We start from the raw sequence: 22,607 nt of genomic DNA on the forward strand, positions 1-22,607 counted from the left end.
ACAAAATCACAGAAAAGTAACATGGTTTTACTTAAGTGGAAATCCTGTATAGCAGCAATTACCTTCACCGCAATCAGTCTTTCTGCATCTAAGTCGGCATTGGCGGTATCTTTATACTCAGTTACTGACTTAGGCAATCTTGCAGGAGAAGCCTACAGTTACGCTACAGATATTAATGACTCAGGTGAGGTAGCCATTAATACTTTGGGTAAGTCNTTTTTTTACAGCAATGGTTCGCTCAAAACAATTAGTCCGTTGCCTGGTGATAATCAACTTGCAGTGACTGGTATCAATAACTTGGGGCAAGTAGTTGGTAATTCGGTTAATATTAATAACTTTACTGGAAATAACCCTTTCCTGTACAGCAATGGCCTCACCCAACCTCTTCCAATTCAAAATGCTATTCCTTATGCAATTAACGATCGCACCCAAGTAGTAGGGGGAGCGAGCGGACTTGGGCCTTTTTTGTACGGTGATGGTGTAGCAACCAGCATAGGAACTCCTGGTACTGTTGCTTACGGTTTAAATAACTTGGGACAAGCAGTAGGTATTCTCAATTCAGGAAGAGCTTTTCTGTATGAAAACGGACAAACTACTAACTTGGGAACTTTGCCAGGTGACAGCTACAGTCAAGCAAACGATGTTAATGACTTAGGACAAGTAGTTGGTAGTTCGGGACTGACTGGCGTAAATGATAGTCGTGCTTTTGTGTACACTTCTAGCACGGGACTCCAAGACCTTGGTAGGTTACGTCCTACAGATTTGTTTAGTACTGGTTTGGGGATTAATAATTTGGATCAAGTAGTCGGGTTTTCTGGCACTAACAATAACTTTTTTGCCGCAGATGGCAATGGTTTACGGGCTTTTCTTTATAGTGATAAGACTCTGTACGACTTAAATAACCTGATTGCTCCTAGTTCACAGAGTGGCTTTACCTTGACAGCGGCATCTGCCATTAATAATAAGGGACAAATTGTCGGTCGTGGTGCAGTTAATGGTGAATTACACGCCTTTCTGTTGACGCCAATCTCATCTGTCTCTGTAGCTGAACCAACTTCAGGTGTTCCTATTTTGTCGTTTGGCGCTGGTGTAATTTTATTTGCTGCATTTAAGCGCAAACCTCATTCTAAAAGTGCAGCCATATAACAAAGAAGTTAATGCAATAACTTCAGCCAGACAAAATGATTACTTGGGAATATGGATTTATAAAAATGCTCGTTGAAAATCTTTGAAGATATGTCTCGAAGCGTGGCTCAGATACACATCTGTACTTTAGGCAAGGGATGACATCACTTAAGTTGTTCTTGATTTTCACACAATACGGTTCAGTTAAGCATTGTTTTCCTCTCTCTGTTCCCTCTGTGCCTCTGCGGTTCGTTAAAAAAATTGACTTTGATAAAGAGTTTTAGCCTTAACTGAACCGTATTGGATTTTCACAAACTAGTCATCACCTGAGCTAATTGATTAGATAAATCAATTACAGACTCCCGGTATTTTTTAAATAAAACTCCAGCTAAAAAATAATAATCGCCAGAATAAAATGCCATCTGATTTTTTTGGAGTTTTTCGATGTGCTTCTTTACCTTGGGGTCAGAGCTATAGTAGCCGAACTGCAAAGGTAACACCATGAAGTTGTGAACATAATAACCATTTTGTTTTGCTATGTTCAACGTATTGATTGGATTAGAAAAGCTAGATATTAAAACCAACACATTTTCATAACCTAACGATAAAAGCTCATTGGTAACTGTAGCTCCATCTACACCCCCAAATAAGAGTGGCATATAAATATCGTTATCTGGTGCGGGGAGATAGGGCGGATTGGCTACAAGATACTCAGCATCGGGTTGAGAAGAGTTAAACAAAGATGAGTTGTGAATGATGTATTTATTAGTGAGATTGTATTCATCAATGGTTGAATTTGCAACTTTCCATGCAGAAGTATTTAATTCAAATCCCTGGATGACTCCATCAAACTTATTTCTCAATAACGAATTAATTACAGGGCTGCCATCTCCTGAACCAAACTCCACAATAGATTCGGAATTTTGGCAATTTCTGATCACAAAACTTTCTAAGCAATTTGAGTAGAAATTAGATTCTTCAGGACAAAAAAAGATATCTTTCATTTGACGAAAATTCAAAGTGTAAGGTATAATCAGTCTATTAGGAGGTTATTTATTACCTTGCATTCAAGCAATAAAAAACTGTTCCTTTAGCAAAGGGTTGCTAAAGAAATTTGTTTGCAGGAGAGTTAGCAATAAAATGACTTAAAATGTCAAATTAAAATGCTAAGAATAACCTGCTATTTATAATTTTTGGGATTGTTAATAGGAGTAAAGCGGCTTATTCCGCTTCGCGTATCGATCGCACAACAGCACCAGCGGCGCGATCGCCCATTTGTTTCTCTTGGTCATAGCCAAGCACGAGTTCCCACGCATCATTGGGATATCGTTCTGCCAAAGACAAAGCAACATCATCTAACATCCAACGACCGTGGCGTTCATCTTCCTTGATGTGTAGTTCCCAATAACCCATCGCCGCCTCTGACAGTCCCAATCGTTGCGCCGCCGCTAGATAGTTTTTGTAAGCCGCAGGGCCAGCCACCTCAAAATATGTCAACGCGCCATTGTAACGGAGAAAATAGCGTTTGCGATCGGTAGTTAGAAAGTTATGATTATCGCAAGCTAAGACTTCCCAAGGTACTAAATCGAAATATCCTTCTGGTTCAGTGTTCATCCCAAACTCAGCCAACATTTGAGCAAAAAATGTCGAGTGCTTGCGGGATAAACGACCATTGCCGTATTCTTCTAATAGTACTCGCACCAGCGTACACTGGATTTCATTAGCAGCACCACCCAATACGTAGCAAAGGCGACTACCTTCCACCAAACCATCAAAGGAGCCGATCGCTAGCAAGTGACGATAACCAGCTTCAGTCATTTCCTCACGAATGTAGCGGCTATTCTCCGACAAAGGCGGATTTAAATCGGCAGATGCACGCTCAATTAAAGCTTGTTTAACATCCAATTGTTGCAGTGCGGCAACATCGATTTGTGCTAGTTCCCACTGTTGCCAAGCAGCTTCAATTTGGTCGCGACAAGAGTGCAAATATAGCGATCGCTCATTGATATAATGCCGCAAATCGTCGTACCAAAACAGCTTTAGTCGATTAATTCGATAAAGTATCCGTTGCAGAAAACGGTGAGCCTGTTCATCAGAGCGATCGTTTTTATAAGCAGCCTCAATTGCCATAGAGAGTGACTGTTCAAACTCACTAGCTATTGAAGGTTTTGCATCCAATTTATTATCCAAATCTTCCATTGCTAGCAATTCTATAAATTGCTCCTCAGCACGATCGTACTTAGTAATTGTTCTTTCTTTAGTTTGCGTGCTATTTTTCGCAGCCTCAGTTTTAGGAAATATAACTAAATTGCTTTGCATGGAATCTTCGGTACTTTGGAAAAGTGAGAAATTACTTTCACCTCTAATATCTAAGTTTCCACACCAGTAGCTTTCTGTACCTCTTTCCCTGGTTATAGAGAAAGATTAAGTTTTGGGGTAAGGGGAAAAGGGGAAAGATTAAATTTATTCCTTTTCCCTTTAACCTTTAACCTTTTCCCCTGCTCCCCAACCCTACGGTACTTGCGTCCGTTGCTCAATCGCCTTACTGGGCGGAATCTGCTCAAGAGGAATAAGTGCTTCGATCACCGACTTCACAATTGGGGCGGCGACAGTAGAACCATAGGCACTTTCTCCTTTTGGCTCATCCACCAGTGCAAACACTACATAGCGAGGAGATTCCACGGGTAAAATAGCCACGAAACTGGTCATTCTTGCACCCTTGATGTATCCGCCATTGGGACTAGCTTTTTGGGCTGTACCAGTTTTACCAGCAATGCGATATCCCGGAATTTGTGCTAGCTTACCGCTGCCTTGAGTAACAACAGTTTCCATCATTTCCACAACCTTTTGAGTTGTTGCGGTTGAGAAAATTTGGCGGGGAATGGTGTGAGCAGGTGAATCATGCATCTGCCCTTTGCTATCAATCAACCCGCGAACTACATGGGGTGTAACTAACTTACCGCCATTAGCTAAAGCACCGTGCATTTGCACTAGCTGCAAGGGTGTCATGGAAAAGCCTTGTCCAAAGGAAGTAGTAGCTGGTTCAATTGGCGAAGCGATAAATTCTTCTTGACTTTTGAGCCGTCCGCCGACTTCAAAAGGTAAATCTGTATCAACTTTTTGTCCTAGCCCTAAGCGTTCTAGCCAGTTGTAGTAGATTGAAGGCTTTAAACGTTGGATAATTTGCACCATGCCAATATTGCTAGAATATTGCAAAATCTGAGCAATGCTGATTCGCCCATTCCCATTATTCATCGCATTTTTGATGGTGTAGTTAGCGACTCGAATATTACCAGAGTCATTAAACATATCATCTGGTTTGATGATGCCATTTTCCAGAGCGATCGCCACATTCAACGGCTTAAAAGTCGATCCTGGTTCATAAAGATCCGCTACTGTCCAGTTTTTAAATAGTGAAATATCAGATTTAGCATATTCATTAGGATTATAAGTAGGCTGAGAAACGAGGGCAAGTAACGAACCATCCAATGCATCCATGACAATTACCGCTCCACGTTTGGCGTCAAACTTCTCCATCTGTTGTTTGAGCGCAATCCGAGCAATTCGTTGTAGACGGCTATCGATAGTGAGTTGTAATCGCAAATCGTCAAAATGCAAAAAACCTTCGGGCGCACGATCCGGCATCAAAACCCCATTTCCCGACCGACTGAGGCGCACCGTTTGCACGGGACGTTCTAGCAACTTCTCTTGAGAGTATTCCACACCAGCTTGACCACGGCGGTCAACATTCACATAGCCCACCACATCAGCAACCAAATCGTCTGGCGGGTAAAATCGGGAGTATTTTTGAGCCCACTCCAGACCATTTAAACGCAAAGAGATGACGCGATCGATAATTTCTTCTGGTAAAGCTGGCGCAAGGATAATTCCGCTTCTTTTGCTTTGAAAAGTTTTCACCAATTCAGCAGTATCTTTTGCCAAAATTGGGGCAAGTCGCTCTGCCATATCTTCATTAGACTTATCAAACAGCTTGGGATGAGCGTACAAAGTATATACAGGACGGTCAATAGCCAACAAATCGCTATTGCGATCTACCACTGGGCGACGGGGCATAAAAGGTCGCACATTCACCATTTGCTGGTTGCGTGCGTACTCAGTTAACTTTGGTCCCTTGACAATTTGGAGATTATACAAGTTAATAGTCAACCCCAACCCTGATACCATTAATATTCCCCAGACGATGAACAGTCTGGACTTAGTGTTGGATGTTTGGTCTTGCATACTAGAGGCTAATTTTCCCAAAAGCCCTCGTTTCTCACCCTTGTCCTTGTGTCGCCCTGTAAATTTTGAATTCCGAAACTTTCTGAATTTTGTTTTGCTTGGTGACTTCTGCATTGGGTTCTGACGAATTACGATTAGTATCCCAGTGGCGAGAGTGTTTGCGGTTGGGTTTCAGAATTTGGCGTTGTGTTAGGCGATGCTGACTTAGGACTCCCAGATGCTGGCGGCAAGAAAATCATTCCTTCAGGAGTTGGCGATACCAGCCCTGCTGTTGGTTGTTCTGCTTCATTAGCCATTTTATTTTTCAGCGTCGCGTTGGTTGTCGTTAGCAGCCGTTCATGACGTTGGAGGTTTTGCAGTCTTCGATATGACTGACCCCAAAGCTCTTGAGAATAGACTGTCCAAGCATAAACAGCAAGTGTCGATGCTACTAACAAGAACGCCACAACTGACGAATAACGATGAAAGGTATACAAGCGCAGCAACCACAAAGGTGCGGCTCCAGAATTAGGCATTGTGGGAAGCCCAAGAAAACCTTCCCCCGGACTCTTTTGGTTCGCATTCAACTGCTCATTGAGATTTGGTAATTGTTGTCTACCCGACTGTTTCCCTGATTTGGCTATAACTGCCTCATTTGTGGGAGAAACCGCTAATTTTTTTGAGGAACGCTGTTGTTTTTGAGAGGATACTGGTGTAGAAGCGCTCCGTGCTGCTGACTCTATAGGCGCAGAGCGTCGCCTTCCTAAAGAAAGGATAGAATCTCGCCGGAACCAATTACCCCTTGTAGAAACAGTAGATTTACGAGCAACTACCATAAATTTTTAAATTTTTTTAGATGGAAAATACTGCACTTTAGATTGATTGTCTGTTTTTGCCAGGTTNNNATCACCTTCTGTGCAACAAGCACACATAACAGACTANNNCCTTTTAACTTTTCTGAGAGGNNNCTGTATCAATGTTGGCATCCCCTAGATATGCAATGTTTGCAATCAGCAATTAGAAACNNNACAGCTTACCCTTTAGGTATCGCACCTAAAGTATGGCAACGTCACGTAGCAAGATGCAATACTTGTGAAAAAAATAAATTTTTTGCTATCATAGCTCCGTTTGCTAAANNNGTTGGTAATTCTCGTTTTGCTCCTGAGTTAAGAGAAACTAACCAGGATACGTAATTCCAAAAACAATACCCCAAAGGATTGTTTTTTTTTAGTATGTAATCTCGCAGAATTTAAAAAAAGCAATAAATACGGTATCGTATTCAACAGGCGAAAAATTGTTCTAGCCACAATTGGTGAAAGAGGAGTTATGAAAACAAAAATCTTTGGTTTTGCTTTAATGTTAAGTCTGGCTGCAATTCTTGGGGCCTGTGAAGGTGGTGGTGAAGGTGGTGGTACTGCTACTCCAGCTGCTACAGGTGAACCAACTGACGCACCTGTTAAAACTACCCCCGCAGCGACTCCCGCAGCGACTCCCGCAGCGACTACTCCTGCTAAACCTTAAATAAGGCATTTTAAACTTTAGTTTAAATCGCCCCCAGAACTACTTAGTGACAGCATTCCTCACTACATAGCTCGAAATATTGCTCGAATTAATTGGGTTCACGAAAAAGCCTCATTTTTATGCTGGTTTATCAGAGCCTAGAGTTTGCTCAAATATCAACTAAGTAGGGCAGTAAGTAGAGGACACTGGTAAAGAGGGTTATGTCCTCTACCAAGTGTCCTTCTGAAATTCCCACCCGCTCAAACCTTGTTACTAGTCCAAGAGAGTTGAGTCAATCAATTTTGGATTTTGGATTTGCGATTTTGGATTTACTACACCCATAAAGGGATGCAACTTGGGGATTTTAAATTGACGATAGCGAAGCGTTAGCGAGTCTTCTCCCAAGGGAAGACGCTAAGAGCGAACGAGCGTCTTTTAGATTTGTTCGGACTTGTACCAAAGAAATAATCCAAAATCCAAAATTTAAAATCTAAAATTGGCAGGGTGAACCTAAGCTATTTTGTCGGTAGGTACTTCCCTCGTTTGGCATTTTAAATTGCTTATACTACTGATTTTTGAGAGGGTAAAATAATTTATTGCGATCGCTGGCAATTGCTCTTGAGCATTCCTGTAGTCTATTCCGTATCAGGAAAGACTTGGTAATCTCCCTTGATGTTGCCAGATTTTTATTGGGAAAATTTGGGTATGGGAAAAACAGATTTTCATCCTGCGTTGTGAAGGTAGTTCAGGAGATGAGGAGAGTTAAAACAAGAAAATCTATAAAATTACTGAGCTTAATTGTAATTACTGTGACTTCGATTCTTTTAGGTAGCTATTGGAGATCGGCAGCAATAGCATTACCGCCACCAGAAGATATACCAGAAGAAATATTACGGACAAAGATTATTATAGAAGCGCGATCGCCTATTGATGGAAAATCCCTAACAGCTGCCGAGTATATCCAATTGCAAGCCCAGCTGCAAGAGATACCGCCACCAAAACTAGACCCCAAGATTCGAGAACAGATTTTCTTGCTTCGCTTACGTAAAACCTTATTGCAGTTTTTTCCATTTTTAAATTTTTGATAAATTTGTCATTAGTCATTAGTCATTCATCCTCTGCCCAATACCCGTCCAGTTATGTTAGCGGATAGCTAGGGTTTAGCCCGTGCTGAGTTCTGGGTAAAGAAGTAAGATTCCCTACTCAGCACTTGCAACCCGGAACTGTTTTGCCCTATGCCCAATGCCTCATGCTCAATGCCCCATTCTGATGTAGGATAACGGTGGCGACAAAATTGCAAATAAATGTAAAGAATATATATAGATTTTAAAAAAGTAGATTTAGTCAATCACGTTATTTCACTTAGGTAGCTTCATGTCCATGACCACGATCGCCCCTGAACAGGTTAACAGCATCGTTTGGAATCAGCATAACGATCCCTTTGAAATACTAGGTTCTCATCCCATAGAACAAGACGGTAAAACTGTCTGGGCTGTGCGGGCCTACCTACCAAATGCAAGTGCAGCATGGGTCGTTCTTCCTGAACAACGCAAAGAATACCCAATGCAAACGGTGCATGATCCTCACTTTTTTGAATGCACCATTGAAACTACCGAACTGGCAAACTACCAGTTACGGATTAAAGAAGGAGAACATGAGCGTGTCATCTATGACCCTTACGCTTTCCGTTCTCCCCGCTTGACAGATTTTGACTTGCATTTGTTTGGTGAAGGCAACCATCACCGGATATATGAAAAACTAGGAGCGCACCCCACGGAAATAGACGGCGTTAAAGGTGTTTATTTTGCCGTTTGGGCACCTAACGCTCGCAACGTTTCATTGTTGGGAGATTTTAATCTCTGGGATGGACGTAAAAACCAGATGCGTAAAGGCCCCACCGGAGTTTGGGAATTGTTTATTCCTGAAATTGGTGTAGGGGAGTCTTACAAATATGAAATCAAAAATTTTGAAGGACACATTTACGAAAAATCCGATCCTTACGGTTTCCAACAGGAACCCCGTCCAAAAACGGCATCCATTGTCACTGATTTAGATACTTACAGTTGGAGTGATGAAGACTGGATGGAAAAGCGGCGTCGTAGTGACCCGCTGACTCAGCCAGTTTCAGTTTATGAAGTGCATTTAGGCTCTTGGTTACACGCTTCGAGTGCAGAACCAGCGAAACTCCCCAATGGTGAAACGGAACCTGTAGTTGTAGTTTCAGAACTGAAACCGGGCGCACGTTTTCTTACTTACCGGGAACTGGCAGACCGACTCATTCCTTATGTCAAAGAATTAGGATACACCCACATAGAAATGCTACCCATTGCGGAGCATCCCTTTGATGGTTCTTGGGGTTATCAAGTAACTGGTTACTATGCCCCTACCTCGCGTTTTGGCAGACCCGAAGATTTTATGTATTTTGTTGACAAATGTCACCAAAATGATCTAGGGGTAATTGTGGATTGGGTTCCTGGTCACTTCCCCAAAGATGGACATGGTTTAGCTTTCTTTGATGGCAGCCACCTGTACGAACACGCTGACCCCCGTAAAGGCGAACATAAAGAATGGGGGACTTTGGTATTCAACTACGGTCGTCATGAAGTTAGTAATTTCCTCGCAGCAAACGCTCTCTTTTGGTTTGATAAATACCACATTGACGGGATTCGTGTCGATGCTGTTGCCTCGATGCTATATAACGACTATTGCCGCAAACCAGGAGAATGGCTACCCAACCAGTACGGCGGCAGAGAAAACCTAGAAGCAGCAGATTTTCTGCGTCAGGTAAATCACATTATCTTTAGCTATTTCCCCGGTATTCTCTCAATTGCGGAAGAATCCACTTCTTGGCCAATGGTATCTTGGCCCACCTACACAGGCGGACTGGGCTTTAACTTGAAGTGGAATATGGGCTGGATGCACGATATGCTGGATTACTTCAGCATGGACCCTTGGTTCCGCCAGTTCCACCAAAACAACATCACCTTTAGTATGTGGTACAACCACAGCGAGAATTTCATGCTGGCCCTGTCCCACGATGAAGTGGTGCATGGTAAGAGCAATATCATCGGCAAAATGCCGGGGGATACATGGCAGAAGTTAGCTAATATCCGTTGTTTATTTAGCTATATGTTTGCTCACCCAGGTAAGAAAACCATGTTTATGAGCATGGAGTTTGGGCAGTGGAGTGAGTGGAATGCTTGGGCTGATTTGGAGTGGCATTTATTACAGCATGAAGCCCACCAACAGTTAAAAACGTTTTTCCGGGAATTGAACCATCTCTACCGTTCTGAACCAGTCTTGTATACCCAGGATTTTGCTGAACCGGGGTTTGAGTGGATTGATTGTAGCGATAACCGCCATAGTGTAGTTTCTTTCATTCGTCGCGATCGCGATTCTGATGATTTTGCGATCGTCGTTTGTAATTTTACACCACAACCCCATTCTCATTACCGCATCGGTGTACCGCAAAAGGGATTTTATACTGAGTTGTTCAATAGTGATGCGCGTCAGTATGGCGGCAGTAATATGGGCAATTTAGGTGGTAAATGGACAGATGATTGGTCTTTGCACAGTCGTCCTTATTCGCTAGATTTGTGTTTACCACCTTTGGGTGTGTTGATTCTTAAGTTGGATAAGAATAAGACTGCTGAGGTAATTGGATAACAATTTGGGTGGGGCGATGCCCCATCCTACACATAATTTCGCCTATTCACAGCTACTCAACCCAGTTCTCTAATAGACTCTGTTGAAATTAAATATGCGTTATTACCCTTGTAGAGATGTAGCAGTGCTACCTCTCTACATTCTTTTATATAGCGATTTATTGACTTGCGATCGCTCTACATTTACCTGTGGAATGATACTTAGTACTCAGAGGAAGCAGACTACTGAAGGCTGACAGTAGCTAATTGCTAAGTAATAATAAATCCATCTGTCGATAGATGCACTTTTCTAATGAGACAAAGTTTTGCGATGCGATCGCCCTATGCAAGTATTAGGTAGCAAGGAGTTTGGTAAAACTTATTTAGCTTTAGATATGGCTGAAAAGCCAAAATTTTGTATAGTACAAATGTATGATTTGTTAGCCCTAATCCTAGATATTTTATAAGAATTCTCATGACACAGATTAAGCCTCAAGTAAAGCGCACAGAAGAATTGCGCCAGTTATTGCAACAAGCAAGCTATGCTTATTACGTCTTAGATACTCCAATCATGGAGGATGCAGTCTATGACCAGCTATATCGAGAATTGCAACAACTAGAAACTCAATATCCAGAATTGACAGCACCCGATAGTCCGACTCAGCGCGTGGGTGAGAGGCCAGCAACGCAGTTCACCTCGGTGCGGCATAATATCCCCTTGTACAGTCTAGAGAATGCATTCAATATTGATGAGTTACAAGCATGGGATCAGCGTTGGCGGCGACAAGTACCGAAAATAGATTCAGTGGAATATGTCAGTGAGCTGAAAATTGATGGTTCTGCTTTGGCTCTAACTTACCAAGATGGCATTCTAGTTAGAGGGACAACTAGAGGTGATGGGGTAACGGGTGAAGATATCACCCAAAATGTACGGACAATTCGCTCAATTCCCTTACGTTTGAATTTTGAAGGGTTAGAAATTTTAGAAAGGGTAGAAGTGCGAGGCGAGGCGTTTTTGCCGTTGGAAGTATTTAAACAAATCAACGAGGAAAGACAAAAAGCCAGCGAGCAATTATTTGCTAATCCCCGCAATGCCGCCGCTGGTACACTCAGACAACTAGACTCCCGCATTGTCGCTAAACGGCGGTTAGATTTTTTTGGCTACACCTTGCACATTCCTGGTAGGGATGACACCAGTATTGCCAATACCCAATGGGAAGCGTTGGAATTGTTGGAAAAGATGGGTTTTCGAGTCAACCCCAACCACAAACTCTGTGCTTCGATCGCAGAAGTGGCAAAATATTATGAATATTGGGACACGGAACGGCTGAATTTACCCTACATGACTGATGGGGTAGTAGTGAAGCTGAATTCTTTTAAACTTCAGGAACAGCTAGGATTTACGCAGAAATTTCCCCGCTGGGCAGTAGCCTTAAAGTATGCAGCCGAAGAAGCACCTACCCGTGTGGAAAATATTGCTGTAAATGTAGGACGAACGGGAGCGTTAACGCCGTTAGCCGAGATGCGCCCGGTGCAACTGGCGGGAACAACAGTTTCCCGCGCCACTTTACATAATAGCGATCGCATTACTCAATTAGATATTCGCATTGGTGATACTGTCATCGTCCGCAAAGCTGGAGAAATCATTCCAGAAGTGCTGAGGGTAATCAAAGAACTCCGTCCCGCTGACACTGAACCCTTCGTTATGCCCACCCATTGCCCAGTCTGCGGTCAATTGGTGGTGCGAGAATCAGGTGAGGCGGTGACTCGCTGCGTCAATGCTTCCTGTGCGGCAATTCTCAAAGGTTCCATTGAACATTGGGTAAGTCGTGATGCCTTAGATATTAAAGGTATGGGGGAAAAGTTGGTATATCAACTCGTTGATAAAGGTTTGGTGCATTCTGTTGCCGATTTATATGAGTTGACAGCAGAGAAGTTATCTGCATTGGAAAGGATGGGAAAAAAGTCGGCAGAGAAATTAGTGGATGCGATCGCTCAATCAAAAAATCAATCTTGGTCAAGGGTACTGTATGGTTTAGGCATCCGTCACGTTGGCAGTGTAAATGCTCAATTATTGACTCAAAAATATTTCACTGTAGACCAGTTAGCGACAGCAAAGCAATCAGATATTGAAGGAATTTACTGTATCGGTGCTGAAATTGCCCAATCTGTGTACCAATGGTTTCGGATTGACGCTAACCAAAAGTTAATAGAACGCTTACAAGCAGAAGGATTGCAATTAACTGCCCCAGAGGAAACAAAAATAGTTGGGGATGGTAATCAAAAATTTGCAGGTAAAACTTTTGTAATTACAGGTACATTGCCAACCTTAAAGCGGGATGAAGCGAAGGATTTGATTCAAAAAGCTGGGGGGAAAGTAACTGATTCAGTTAGTAAAAAAACCGATTATTTAGTTTTAGGAGAAGATGCTGGTTCCAAGTTAGAAAAAGCAATTTCATTGGGAATTACACAGTTAAGTGAGGCGCAATTTTTAGAGATGCTTGAAGATTAAAATCAGGTAAATAGCCTGGAAAGGTATATATTTCGTGAACGAATCCAGACAATTAACCCCTACTTATCAATCAGCCCAAAAGCATGACCGCTACAACCTGCATATCCCCGATTTATCAAATAATATCATGTCCGCTTGATTGCTTATTAAACCCGAAGAACCCCACCCCGCCAAAGCTGTGCTTTGTCTCCCCTCCCGGCTCTTCGGGAGGCAGGGTGGATTAATTGTCGAGAGAGAAAATATAACATAGAAGGATGATTCCTTAAGAAAAACACGGTTCTCCCAGAGGAAAGTTAGGAATGAATTTAATCGAAGCAATCCAAGGGGTTCCCGATTATCGACATGCTAGAGGTATTAGACATAGACTTTGGATAATACTAACTATAGTTTTGTTAGGTAGTTGTACAGGATATTGGGGGTATAAACCTTTAGCTGAGTTCACAAAAAATCATCGATTATCTCTAATCAAATTATTAGATTTATCTCCAGATATTCAATTTCCGTCAGCATCAACATTCAGAAATATTATGATGTCAATTGATTTTCAGATATTAGCTGAACTGTTTAACGTCTGGGCAGAAAAGAGTTTGCCAATTAATTTCAAAGAATTATTTGCCATCGATGGGAAATGTATTAAAAGTACTGTAACCGGGGGAAATCAATCCTATCAAAACTTTGTGAGTATCGTTTCAGTTTTCAGTTTATAGTCATCAGCAAGGATGGGTAATCAGACATCAAGCTATGGAAAATAACAAAAACAGTGAGATTAGTGTGGTAGAAGAGCTAATTAAAAAGCTTTATGGGCATCATATCGTGATTACAGCCGATGCACTACATTGCCAAAAAAAACTGTTGAGCTGATTATCGAGGGAGAAAATGACTACATTATTACTATTAAAAGAAACCAGCCAAATCTCCTGAAAGTAGCTACTGAGCTAGCTGAATCCTCAATCGCTATCGATACCAATTACCATGATGAAAATTTACATGGACGAAAGACTACTCGTCAAGTCAAAGTCTATCCAATTCCATTTGAGTCACTACCTGATTGGGTTGGCGCTAAAAGTTTAATTGAGGTTAACAGATATGGAACTCGACCTCAAGGATAGAATTGTCGTCGCCAGATTGTTGACTATCATGAACAACACTTTTATTTAAGTAGCTGAAATTATTCAGCTTCAGAATTCGCGGAGATTATTCGTGGTCATTGGTCAATTGAAAATCAACTTCATTGGGTCAAGGATGTAACTTTAAATGAAGATAACTGTATTCATACTGGCGGTTTTTCACCAGCTAATTGGGCGATGGTCAGACAGTTTTTAGTTTCCCTGGCTCGTCAGTTAAATTGTCGGACTCTTCCCGAAGCGTTAAGGCTGATGGCTAACCAACTTCAAATGATTTTTGATGCGCTATTTGACCACTCCGACTCCTTTTGCCCAATGCCTGTGAGTCCAATGGTCGAGTGAGAAAACTTTTTCTCTCCCGACAATTAATCCACCCTGCTCCCCGCAGGCAGGGAGGGGGGTTGGGGGTGGGGTTGGGGGTGGGGTTATTTTATTATGGGTAATTTGGCGGACATGATATAATACCAATTTGAAAAAAGAATGCGACAAATAGACCATTTGTATAGACGCGATTCATGAGCCAGCGCGTTGCGGGGGTTCCCCCCGTTGTAGCGACTGGTGTCGCATCTTTACCCAAGGATGTGTTGCAATCATTAATTGAATTGGTAAGCTAAACCACATCTAGTTTGCATATCTAAAATTTATATAACTCTTGTGGGGTGGGCATCTTGCCCGCCGTAATTATGCAATTTAAATGTGGAACAGCTTATAAGTCGGCGATATTATTTTTCAGGAACAATTGAGGATTGCTATAGCAAACTAGTGCAAAATTGGATGATTCTCGTAAGGGCAATTTATCAATTGCCTCTACTCAAACGGGGGCAAGTTATTCGGGTCAATACCCTGAGATTGTAAATAAGCAATCAATCGTTCTTTTTGCTGGCATTCTTGTTCAGCGCGTTGGTGTTCTTGTTCGGCGCGTTGACGTTCTTGTTCAATCTGTTCTACAGCCCACAGTAACAAATTACCATCTCGATTCCACCAGCGCAACCAACAACCAGTGCGACCTTCTTTTGTTCCTTGCCAAGTTCCTAAAAATAAGCCCATTACATCAATCCAATGACGACCATTTTCGTCAGGTTGCTTTAACTCATAGCGCTTATTTTCCAGTTGATAATATTCTAATAAACCGCCATAAGGTTCAAAAATTACGTAAATGGGAATCTGCAAAATTTGCTCGTAGAAAAACCATTTTCCTGGTGGATAACTTCGCTTGACCGAATATTCTCCACCCTCAGTATCGGATAAAAATTCGATAGCGATCGCAGGGATATCTCCTTCTAAATTGGGTGTATAACTTTTGCGATTACCCACGACTTCATTAACCGACGGCACATAAACCCAGTCTGGTGCTTTGGCAATAAATTGCTCGTTGACTGTCGCACAAAGACCAAAGTTTGAAGCTATCAACATCTGAGGTTGAATGAATCCACTGATTTCTAGACTTTCACGCAAAGCACCAGCTAAAAGTGGCTGACTCGGTATTCTCCACTGGTTCATCCTCTAGTTGAAAATCTTTGGGCAAGGCTTCCCAAGAGATTACCAGTTCTGTTGGTGATTTGGCTTGGCTGAGTTGGGTTGCCATAAACACAGCATGAATTTATTCTCGATCTTATCGCTTGCGGGAGGGCTATGGAGGGAATGGGGACTGGGGACAGGGGGGCAGGGGAAAAGGTTAAAGGTTAAAGGGAAAAGGAATAAATTTAATCTTTCCCCTTTTCCCCTTACCCTTTTCCCCTTACCCCATACCCAATGCCCAATGCCCAATTCCCAATGCCCTTTACAGGAGAACTTTAGCTAAAATCGGTTCCACACTCTTAGAAATCTCTGGCACATACACCTGTGAAACGTAGTCGGCAATCATCCTGTCGGTGTTGAATAACGGCGCATTTGTTTTAATGGACGTTTTCATCATTTGCACCCAACGGTGAGGAATACCTTGGGCATCTTGGTCATAGTATAGAGGAACGATTTCTTCTTCTAACAGCTGATACAGCGATCGCGAATCAATCCCATCTTGCAATTCTTGATCGCTAGTATGAGCATCTTCACCAATTGCCCAACCGTTAATTCCTTTACCATCAGGCCCTGTTTGGTAGCCTTCGCACCACCAGCCATCTAAAACGCTGCAATTAAGACCGCCGTTGAAGCAGACTTTTTGCCCACTTGTACCAGATGCTTCCAAAGGACGACGGGGATTATTTAACCAAACATCCACACCTTGCACCAATTTTTGACCAGTGTAAATGTCGTAATCTTCAATAAAGGCGACTCGGTTGATAATCCCGGAATTGTGACACCACTCCATTAAGCGTTGGATAATCCGCTTACCTTCTTCATCGGCTGGATGCGCTTTACCTGCAAAGATAATTTGTACTGGACGTTGAGCATTACCAAAAATCTTCAATGCGCGTTGGGCATCGCGTAAAATCAGATCGCCGCGTTTATAAGGGCTGAAGCGTCTGGCAAATCCAATAGTCAATACATTGGGATCGAGTAATTTTTCAGTTGCTTGAATGAGTTCATGATTTTCGCCACGCAACTCCCGTGATTTCTTCACCTTATAACGGGTAAAGGCAATCAATCTTTCTTTGAGGATAAGATGCCGCGACCACAATTCCTCGTCGGGAATCTCGTCAACTTTAGCCCACATCTTGGGATCGACGGCGCGATTTTTCCAGTCTTCTCCCAAATATTCGTTATATAAGTCACCTAACAGGGGTGCAGTCCAAGTGGGTGCATGAACGCCATTGGTAATGTAACCAATTGGTACTTTGTCTTCCGATCGCTGCGGATAGAGAACTGTCCACATTTTACGAGAAACTTGACCGTGCAATTCACTCACACCATTGCAAGCACGCGACATCCGCAATGCTAAAACGGTCATGCCAAAGGGTTCCCAAGGATCGCCCAGTCGCCTTGCACCCAATGCCAAAAATTGCTCGCGAGAAAGTCGCAATTGCGGCCAATAGCTGGCAAAGAAGGAATCTATTAAATCGGGTGAGAAGACATCATGACTGACGGGAACGGGGGTATGGGTGGTAAATACACAACTGTTCCGCACCTTGGCTTCGATATCGTAGAAAGATTTACCAGTCCGTTCAATTTCTACCCGCGCAACTTCTAAGGTGCAGAATGCAGCGTGTCCTTCATTGAGGTGATAGACAGAAGGTTCAATTCCCAAGGCGTGTAGAGCGCGAACACCACCAATTCCCAAAACGACTTCTTGGGCGATGCGGGTTTCCAAGTTACCGCCGTATAAGTGTCCCGTCAACCAACGGTCAATGGGATCGTTATCGTGGCGATCGGTATCTAATAAATATAAGGTGACTCGCCCAACTTGCACTCGCCAGATTTGCACTTTCACAACCCGCTGGCGAACTTGTAACTCGATAGTGACTGATTCCCCTTGCTCATTTTTAATCAACTCCAAGGGCATGTGGCCAAAGGGGTTGTCAATATAATAATCTTCTTGCCAACCTTGGCGGTTCAAGCGTTGCCGAAAATAACCTTGGCGGTACAACAAGCCAACACCAACCAATGGCACACCCAAATCTGATGATGATTTCAAGTGATCCCCGGCGAGAATTCCCAAGCCACCAGAGTAGACGGGTAGAGATTCATGGATGCCAAATTCGGCGCAAAAGTAAGCAATAGGATGCTGTTTGGATACTTGCGGTGCAACTCGACTGACCCAAGTATCTTGCTGGTTGATGTATTGGTCAAACTCACGCGCGAGGGCGGATATCTGCTTTAGGTAAAATGGGTCTTCTGCTAATTGCGTCAAACGCTCATAAGTTGCCGACTCTAAAATCGCTACTGGGTTATGCCCACAGCGTTCCCATTCTTGGGGATCAATTGTTTGGAATAAGGAGATGCGATCGCCACTCCAACTCCACCAGTAGTTATAAGCCAAATCTGCCAAACGCTTGAGCGGTAAAGGTAACTTTTCACTCAAGTGTCGTGCTGCGGTAATTGCACTGCTATTAGCCATACTAAATCTATGTCCTCGCGCTTAACTTTTTGTCTATGTATCAAGAACTGGGGAAGAAGCAAGGGAGCAGGGTGCAAGGGAGAAGAGTTTTCCCTTTTGCACCCCGCCCCAATGCCTCTTTTCCATGCCCAGTCCCTTTTATTTACTCTTCAGGTTCATAACACCGGAGCCTTCACGTGCTGAATTCTCCCCTGAAGTTGGAACAGTTTCTCGACATCAAACCTTATCCAAGTAAATGGTTTGTATTGTTTTCGTCTTCTAAAAATTATCTCTACTTTTGGACAGATTTAATATTTTTTTCTATCAAATTCGTTGACATTATTTTAACTTTTCTGTTTAGTTGTTAATTTTTATTTAAATGTTAGCAATAAGCAACCAGTGGACAAGACCAGTTTGAGCTTGCTGCGATCAAACGGGTCTTGAGTTTAAAACCCCCACTCATATCATGTCCGCATAATTAGTTATGCTAAACACAGTCATTGCACCCCACACGCCAGATGCTCCACTTGGGGAGACCCCATCGCCCGTTGGCGTCTCCCCTTGGGAGAAGACCGCACTGGCTCCCCTTAATCCCCTCCCCGCTCTTCGGGAGGGGAGACAAAGCGTAGCTTTGGCGGGGGTGGGGTTCTTCCGGTTTAATAAGCAATCAAGCGGACATGATATCAATCAAATACAGACTTTGGTAATACGACCATTTAATAGAGCCGCAGCAGATTGTTGCACACAATTGGTTAAAACATCTAAGCATTCATACCGCCATCAACATCGAATGTTGCACCGGTGATGAAAGCCGCGTCAGGACTGGCCAGAAAAGCGACCGCAGCCGCAACTTCCTCTGGCTTGCCGTAGCGCCCAAGCGCTGTAGCTGCTTTTTGGATTACCGCAAAATCACTATCAGATGGGTTCATATCAGTTTCAATTGGACCTGGCTGTACGGTGTTAACTGTGATCGCCCTCGGCCCCAGGTCACGTGCCCAGCCCCGCGTGTAGCCAGCGATCGCGGCCTTAGTTGCTGAATAATCGGAGATTCCTGCCCAGAGCGAATGGCTTCCAGCACAGGAGCCGATGGAGATGATCCGTCCACCTTCAGTCATAAGCGGTGCAGCAGCGCGGACGGCAGCCACTACGCCACCCACATTGATCGCTAACTGCTGTTCTAAGGACGCAATATCGCTTGCAGGATCACCAACTACACCAAGGACAAATACTCCAGCGTTGTTCACGAGAATATCGAGACGACCAAAGCGTTCGGCGACCATCTTAACCAAATTCTCAACCTGGAGAGAATCCGCTTGGTCGGCTTTGAAGGCGGCGGCACTAACCCCATTTTCTTCGAGTTCCCGGACAACGAGCGCGGCCTTTTCGGATGAGGCGCTGTAACTGATGGCAATGTCTGCACCTTCCTCAGCAAGACGTTTGGCGATCGCAGCACCAATACCCCGTGAACCACCTGTGACGAGGGCAACTTTACCTGTGAGTTTCTTAATATTGCTATTCATGATTTTTGCTCCTTCATTGTTGCAACCTGTCACCTCAGTTATTTAACAACCTGGTAATTTTGTCAAGATTTTGACTAAGCTATCAACAAATCAGCAATAGTTAGTAAAAATCGACTTCTTGGCATTGTGGCAAAAACTTTTTTCTTATTCAAGATTTTCCTTTTCCCTGAGCGAAGTTTTTAGTCTCAAACAGGCTAAGTTTATTGAGAATAGTATCAATCGCCTGAATTTTGACACTTACCAGAGTTGCCTTAGCGTAGCGTTCTGCAAGAAAGGGATCACAGAGTGCAGAATAGATGTTCAAGGTCTGAAACCATTGTCAGAGTAAGTTTATAGAAAATACTAAAATTTTCAAACTAACCTGCGGAATCTGGGTTATATATATCTGTATAACGAAGAATTAAGGATAAATTATAAAGTAACAAAATGTGCATCTGAATATTACCTTTCTGGAAAAGCTTTCACGTACCTACTATGAATTAAAATAAATCTGCATATATCAAAGTATTAAGATAATTTCGATAAAAATTTTGTTTTGTTAACAAAAATAATGCAGTTGAATCGAAGTAATTTCCTCAGATTTCTGATCCAATCAGAGCCAGGAAAACCAGCAATATCCAACGGCTTACGAGCTGCGTTAGCGTTGGGAGTTCCCATGCTAATTGGGCAACTCATTAACCAAAGAGAAAGCGGATTATTCGTTGGTTTAATGGCTCACTTTGTCAACTTAGCGAATATTGGTGGCCCTTACCAAATCAAAGCTAAGACAATGGCACAGGCTACTTTGGGAATAACTGTTTCAGTATTTGTGGGTACTCTAGTCGCTCAAGTTCCGGTACTAGCTGTGGTGCTGACACTTCTGTGGGGGCTTGCTTCCGGTTTTGCGTCACTGTATGGTAATGCTGGTGCTAATGTTGGTCTGGTAGTAGGGATATCATTTATTACCACGATCGCACAGCCAGGAAACTTGGAAGTTGCACTCGTGCGATCGCTGTTATGTCTAATTGCAGGTGGATGGGCGATGCTACTCTCCTTAGTAATGTGGCCTTTTAGACCTTACGATCCCATACGGCTAGCTTTGGCTGACTGTTTCAGTGCAATCGCCAACTACATTCAGGCATTTGTAGGTAAAGTAGCAACATCTGAAAATATTCTCGAAATTAGAAAAGCATTAGAAACAGCACGCACTGCTTTAGGTACATTACGGATTGGACAGTCGTCTCGGAGTTGGATAAATGAGCCATTTTTGCTGCTAATTCAGGATGGCGATCGCTTGCTTGGTTTAGTTGTTGCCTTAACAGAATTACTAGAAACTCACTTCCAACAACAGCAATATCATACAGTCCAGCAATTAGTAGACGATGCACTCGCAGAAATATCAGTCATTCTTCAAGCCATAGCGAAAGTCATATCTCGCAAGCCTGCTAGCATAGACTTGGGAAATCTCAAGCGCATCTATGAAGCACTGAAAGAACAAGAAAGTCTGCAAAGAAAAGCAATTGCTGGCAGTGAAACCGACTACACAACCCTCGTTGCTTTCACTAACCTGGTGCTGACGCTCAAAAAGCTGATTGAGCAATTGCAATACACGGCTCAGACAGCTAAATCTCTGGCAGATCGCAGCAAAATGAGTCAACGAGATATAGATAGACTTCTTTTATTTGAAGAAGAACAGCGATCGCTCTTAAGTTTACTCAAAGAAAACCTTACCTTAGACTCAGCAATCTTTCGCCATGCTCTTCGCATTGGTGCGAGTCTAACTGTAGGCGTGATATTATACAGTGTTACAAATTTACCAATGGGCTATTGGGTAACACTGACAATTATATTAGTCCTGAAACCAAACTTGGGTGCAACTTTCAAACGGTTTTTCCAGCGAGTTGGCGGGACAATCTTAGGAGCTGTCTTAGCTGCTATCTTACTTGCAACCATCACGAGTAAGCCTGTATTAGACATCATTATTCTGCTGACAGTATTTTTTGGTGTTTCCCTAATCGCTTTCAACTATGGGTATTCAGTGATTTTCTTCTCAATATTTGTCTTACTAATTATCGATATTGGTCATCCTATTAGTTGGCAACTTGCTGGCTTTCGGGTGTTGAATACATTAATTGGGGCGGGATTGGCTTTTGCGAGTCATTACTTTTTATGGCCAAATTGGGAACGCGATCGTTTACCCAGTCAACTCGCCACAGCGCTACGAGAATGTCACAAATACTTTCGGGATGTGATGGCTGTTTACCAAGGTATAAAGGAGCGTGACTCTAGTATTATCAGTCAACGGCGACAAACTGGACTAGCAATTGGCAATGCCCAAGCCTCCTTCCAAGGATTGTTGCGCGAACCCCAAATGCACCAAGAATTAGTAGAACCAGTAATGACGCTACTGCTGTATATGGGACGTTTTACTAACGCCGTGACAGTTTTGGCAGTACATCTCGAACATTTCCGAGCAACAGTACTACTCCCGGAATTAGAAACCTTTGTCCGCCAAATTTCGTTAGTGTTAGAGCAGTTAGCTGATTCGGTACAGCAGGAAATTCCCCCACCGCCCTTACCTGATTTGGAAGAAACACTGCAAAAAATCCAGCCGCACCTGCAAGCACTGCGTACAGCCAGAATAGAAGAGTTAGCTTTCAATCAAGGACATACACCGATTCGTCAGGCAGTCATTGATTACAGCATATTAGATTTGGAGATTGACCAGATTGTGCGGCGGTTGACTGCCATGCACTCAGCAATGGTACGGCTAATATCAGGTAAATAAAGAGCCACAAAATTCTTAGTGCAATCGCCGTATTTTTATTAAATTTCAATATTTCTTTGTTTCCAGTAATTCGGTTTGCGCTTACCATGCGCGATCGCAATAACCCAAATCATATCATGTCCGCTTGATTGCTTATTAAACCCGAAGAACCCCACCCCGCCAAAGCTGTGCTTTGTCTCCCCTCCCCGAAGAGCGGGGAGGGGGTTGAGGGTGGGGTTATT

15 protein-coding genes and 1 pseudogene are annotated in these 22,607 nt (G+C 43.0%); 9 read left to right on the top strand and 7 right to left on the bottom strand.

Annotation, left to right across the window (positions count from 1 at the left end):
• The first annotated feature begins 21 nt into the window (after nucleotides 1-21).
• Nucleotides 22-1,146 carry a DUF3466 family protein gene (locus QUD05_RS12535; protein ID WP_289796339.1) on the top strand — a complete coding sequence of 375 codons (1,125 nt, stop codon included), beginning with the start codon at nucleotides 22-24 and terminating at the stop codon, nucleotides 1,144-1,146.
• Nucleotides 1,147-1,433: 287 nt separating this feature from the next.
• Here QUD05_RS12535 and QUD05_RS12540 read toward each other — a convergent pair whose 3' ends face one another.
• The 4 genes from QUD05_RS12540 to QUD05_RS12555 form a co-directional block, all read right to left on the bottom strand.
• A complete protein-coding gene (locus QUD05_RS12540) occupies nucleotides 1,434-2,129 on the bottom strand; it encodes a class I SAM-dependent methyltransferase (protein ID WP_289796340.1) in 696 nt (231 codons plus the stop codon).
• A gap of 217 nt (nucleotides 2,130-2,346) precedes the next feature.
• Nucleotides 2,347-3,444, bottom strand: a complete 1,098-nt coding sequence (locus QUD05_RS12545; protein ID WP_289796341.1) for an iron-containing redox enzyme family protein — start codon at nucleotides 3,442-3,444, stop codon at nucleotides 2,347-2,349.
• A gap of 192 nt (nucleotides 3,445-3,636) precedes the next feature.
• Complete coding sequence (locus QUD05_RS12550) at nucleotides 3,637-5,481, bottom strand: peptidoglycan D,D-transpeptidase FtsI family protein (RefSeq protein ID WP_289796342.1); 1,845 nt, start codon at nucleotides 5,479-5,481, stop codon at nucleotides 3,637-3,639.
• Nucleotides 5,482-5,501: 20 nt separating this feature from the next.
• A complete protein-coding gene (locus tag QUD05_RS12555; protein ID WP_289796343.1) occupies nucleotides 5,502-6,182 on the bottom strand; it encodes a hypothetical protein in 681 nt (226 codons plus the stop codon).
• A gap of 490 nt (nucleotides 6,183-6,672) precedes the next feature.
• Here QUD05_RS12555 and QUD05_RS12560 point away from each other — a divergent pair, with 490 nt between their 5' ends.
• From QUD05_RS12560 to QUD05_RS12590, 7 genes are all read left to right on the top strand, one after another.
• A complete protein-coding gene (locus QUD05_RS12560; protein ID WP_289796344.1) occupies nucleotides 6,673-6,867 on the top strand; it encodes a hypothetical protein in 195 nt (64 codons plus the stop codon).
• 731 nt (nucleotides 6,868-7,598) lie between these two features.
• Nucleotides 7,599-7,931 (top strand): hypothetical protein, encoded by a 333-nt coding sequence (locus QUD05_RS12565; RefSeq protein WP_289796345.1) that lies wholly within the window; start codon nucleotides 7,599-7,601, stop codon nucleotides 7,929-7,931.
• Between the two features lie 289 nt (nucleotides 7,932-8,220).
• Nucleotides 8,221-10,512, top strand: a complete 2,292-nt coding sequence (gene glgB, locus QUD05_RS12570; protein ID WP_289796346.1) for a 1,4-alpha-glucan branching enzyme — start codon at nucleotides 8,221-8,223, stop codon at nucleotides 10,510-10,512.
• Between the two features lie 453 nt (nucleotides 10,513-10,965).
• Nucleotides 10,966-13,002 carry an NAD-dependent DNA ligase LigA gene (ligA, locus tag QUD05_RS12575; protein WP_289796347.1) on the top strand — a complete coding sequence of 679 codons (2,037 nt, stop codon included), beginning with the start codon at nucleotides 10,966-10,968 and terminating at the stop codon, nucleotides 13,000-13,002.
• Between the two features lie 299 nt (nucleotides 13,003-13,301).
• Nucleotides 13,302-13,709 carry a transposase family protein gene (locus QUD05_RS12580; RefSeq protein ID WP_289795575.1) on the top strand — a complete coding sequence of 136 codons (408 nt, stop codon included), beginning with the start codon at nucleotides 13,302-13,304 and terminating at the stop codon, nucleotides 13,707-13,709.
• 129 nt (nucleotides 13,710-13,838) lie between these two features.
• Entirely contained in the window at nucleotides 13,839-14,111 is a 273-nt protein-coding gene (locus QUD05_RS12585) for a hypothetical protein (RefSeq protein WP_289794483.1), read from the top strand.
• A gap of 195 nt (nucleotides 14,112-14,306) precedes the next feature.
• On the top strand, nucleotides 14,307-14,468 hold the full coding sequence (locus QUD05_RS12590) for a hypothetical protein (RefSeq protein WP_289794484.1): 162 nt from the start codon (nucleotides 14,307-14,309) through the stop codon (nucleotides 14,466-14,468).
• A gap of 465 nt (nucleotides 14,469-14,933) precedes the next feature.
• Here the strand turns inward: QUD05_RS12590 and QUD05_RS12595 are convergent.
• The 3 genes and pseudogenes from QUD05_RS12595 to QUD05_RS12605 form a co-directional block, all read right to left on the bottom strand.
• Nucleotides 14,934-15,711, bottom strand: a pseudogene (locus QUD05_RS12595) (Uma2 family endonuclease).
• A gap of 195 nt (nucleotides 15,712-15,906) precedes the next feature.
• Nucleotides 15,907-18,120, bottom strand: a complete 2,214-nt coding sequence (gene glgP / locus QUD05_RS12600; protein ID WP_289796348.1) for an alpha-glucan family phosphorylase — start codon at nucleotides 18,118-18,120, stop codon at nucleotides 15,907-15,909.
• 740 nt (nucleotides 18,121-18,860) lie between these two features.
• Complete coding sequence (locus QUD05_RS12605; protein ID WP_289796349.1) at nucleotides 18,861-19,619, bottom strand: SDR family NAD(P)-dependent oxidoreductase; 759 nt, start codon at nucleotides 19,617-19,619, stop codon at nucleotides 18,861-18,863.
• 550 nt (nucleotides 19,620-20,169) lie between these two features.
• Between QUD05_RS12605 and QUD05_RS12610 the strand changes: the two genes are divergently transcribed.
• On the top strand, nucleotides 20,170-22,386 hold the full coding sequence (locus QUD05_RS12610) for an FUSC family protein (RefSeq protein WP_289796350.1): 2,217 nt from the start codon (nucleotides 20,170-20,172) through the stop codon (nucleotides 22,384-22,386).
• Nucleotides 22,387-22,607: the final 221 nt, after the last annotated feature.

Origin of the sequence: Nostoc sp. GT001, assembly GCF_030382115.1 — a bacterium.
Lineage (GTDB): Bacteria > Cyanobacteriota > Cyanobacteriia > Cyanobacteriales > Nostocaceae > Nostoc.

What these genes read in the sequence shown, in the direction of transcription:
- QUD05_RS12540 (WP_289796340.1), bottom strand. Translation starts at nt 2,129, where the DNA reads ATGAAAGATATCTTTTTTTGTCCTGAAGAATCTAATTTCTACTCAAAT.
- QUD05_RS12545 (WP_289796341.1), bottom strand. Translation starts at nt 3,444, where the DNA reads ATGCAAAGCAATTTAGTTATATTTCCTAAAACTGAGGCTGCGAAAAAT.
- QUD05_RS12550 (WP_289796342.1), bottom strand. Translation starts at nt 5,481, where the DNA reads ATGCAGAAGTCACCAAGCAAAACAAAATTCAGAAAGTTTCGGAATTCA.
- QUD05_RS12555 (WP_289796343.1), bottom strand. Translation starts at nt 6,182, where the DNA reads ATGGTAGTTGCTCGTAAATCTACTGTTTCTACAAGGGGTAATTGGTTC.
- QUD05_RS12560 (WP_289796344.1), top strand. Translation starts at nt 6,673, where the DNA reads ATGAAAACAAAAATCTTTGGTTTTGCTTTAATGTTAAGTCTGGCTGCA.
- QUD05_RS12565 (WP_289796345.1), top strand. Translation starts at nt 7,599, where the DNA reads ATGAGGAGAGTTAAAACAAGAAAATCTATAAAATTACTGAGCTTAATT.
- glgB (WP_289796346.1), top strand. Translation starts at nt 8,221, where the DNA reads ATGTCCATGACCACGATCGCCCCTGAACAGGTTAACAGCATCGTTTGG.
- ligA (WP_289796347.1), top strand. Translation starts at nt 10,966, where the DNA reads ATGACACAGATTAAGCCTCAAGTAAAGCGCACAGAAGAATTGCGCCAG.
- QUD05_RS12580 (WP_289795575.1), top strand. Translation starts at nt 13,302, where the DNA reads ATGAATTTAATCGAAGCAATCCAAGGGGTTCCCGATTATCGACATGCT.
- QUD05_RS12590 (WP_289794484.1), top strand. Translation starts at nt 14,307, where the DNA reads ATGGTCAGACAGTTTTTAGTTTCCCTGGCTCGTCAGTTAAATTGTCGG.
- glgP (WP_289796348.1), bottom strand. Translation starts at nt 18,120, where the DNA reads ATGGCTAATAGCAGTGCAATTACCGCAGCACGACACTTGAGTGAAAAG.
- QUD05_RS12605 (WP_289796349.1), bottom strand. Translation starts at nt 19,619, where the DNA reads ATGAATAGCAATATTAAGAAACTCACAGGTAAAGTTGCCCTCGTCACA.
- QUD05_RS12610 (WP_289796350.1), top strand. Translation starts at nt 20,170, where the DNA reads ATGCAGTTGAATCGAAGTAATTTCCTCAGATTTCTGATCCAATCAGAG.